Source organism: Rothia sp. HMSC069C10 (assembly GCF_001812205.1).
GTDB classification, from domain to species: Bacteria; Actinomycetota; Actinomycetes; order Actinomycetales; family Micrococcaceae; genus Rothia; species Rothia mucilaginosa.
This window is the reverse complement of the sequence record NZ_KV808288.1, coordinates 1-1386: the sequence shown is the minus strand read 5'-3', so window position 1 is coordinate 1386 and position 1386 is coordinate 1. Positions and strand designations below refer to the sequence as shown.

Annotated in this window: 1 protein-coding gene; it reads right to left on the bottom strand. The window is 46.2% G+C overall.

The genetic code is table 11. The features are described 5' to 3' along the window. On the bottom strand, positions 1–1246 hold a 1246-nt coding region (locus HMPREF2842_RS09145; RefSeq protein ID WP_168165233.1), incomplete at its 3' end, for an ATP-binding cassette domain-containing protein. Positions 1247–1386: the final 140 nt, after the last annotated feature.

Genomic DNA, 1386 nt, shown 5'->3' with positions numbered 1-1386 from the left:
AGTCTTGACTCACCAAACCAACATTTGCCAGCAAATCATCAGGTGATATGTCCTGTACCGGCTTATCTCCAATGAGGATGTCTCCTTTGGAGGGCTTCAGCATACCCATGAGTGCATTTACTAGGGTTGTCTTTCCTGATCCGCTGGGCCCGACAATACCAATCATCTGCCCGGGACCAAAAGTGAGATTGATGTTTTTAAGAGCGAAAGAATCAGCTTTTGGATACTGGACAGCAAGATTCCTAATGGAAACGCTAGAGATTTCGGGGTAGATATCGGCAACCGAATTTTTCTGCTTGGGCTGTGCGCTAGAAATAAACTTTCGATATATATCAATTGCGTTTGACCCCGCTGCCATCGAGCTAAGGTCGCTTCCCATCGAGCCAAGCGAGACTATAGCCGAGGTAATACCTATAACAGCTCCAGCAAGAGCACCGGGAGCCGGCACCGAGGCCGCTAGAAAAATAAGGGCTAAAGCTAGCAATGCAGCGCTTATAAAACCAACAATTGTATATATTCTGAGGATGTAACGAGCTAGGCCAATTTCCTCCTCACCAGATTTTTTCCGTTCTTGATTAGCACGATGCGCAAAGAACGACCGAGCATTAAGAATTGCAAGCTCACGAGCAGTAGTTATTTGTGCAATCTGGTTAGTGCTATGCCACGCGTTGTAGCTATATGAATATATTTTTTCCATTGCCTCAGCATTCTTACTCGAATAGAGATGTGACATCAAGGCAACAGGAATCATGCCTGCAAGCATGCAGAGTGAAGCATATACATTGATCTTTCCTATGGAATAACTAAGGGCTCCCGTCGAAAAAATGATGAATATCAGAGCACCCATAGTGGAAACTTGAGACCCCAGGCTCCCCCCTGTCACAGCTTCATGAGCTGCCCTTGATGAGCGAGCATAATCACCGCTCGCGATTTCCTGAGAGGAACAAGTCGCCAGACGAGAAGATACATTCTGAATACCTGTACTTGACATTCGAGAATTTAGAATCATACGCAGAGAGTCTGATGCTTGTCCCAGGGCAATGTATCCTGCCAGCACAAAACTAACCCCCAGAGCTAGCGGAAGCACTTCATCCTGGCTCTGACCCAAATGCTCAACAAGTCTAGTGACAGCCTCCATCTGCAGAGCAGGGAATAATGATAGGCACACAACAGACGCTAGATAGGAAACGGTCCATACGGGGTGATTTCTGAAAGCATAAACCACGGACCAAACAGTATTAGTCATAATCTTACGCATCTTTATAGCCCCTTTCAGCAGAAGTTTTGCGCCCTGCAGAATCTTCAGAGATCTGATTTTTGAAAATTTCCATAAACTTTCCCTCTGCCTTCAGTAGCTCCCGGTAGGTTCCTTGCTCCACCACACAC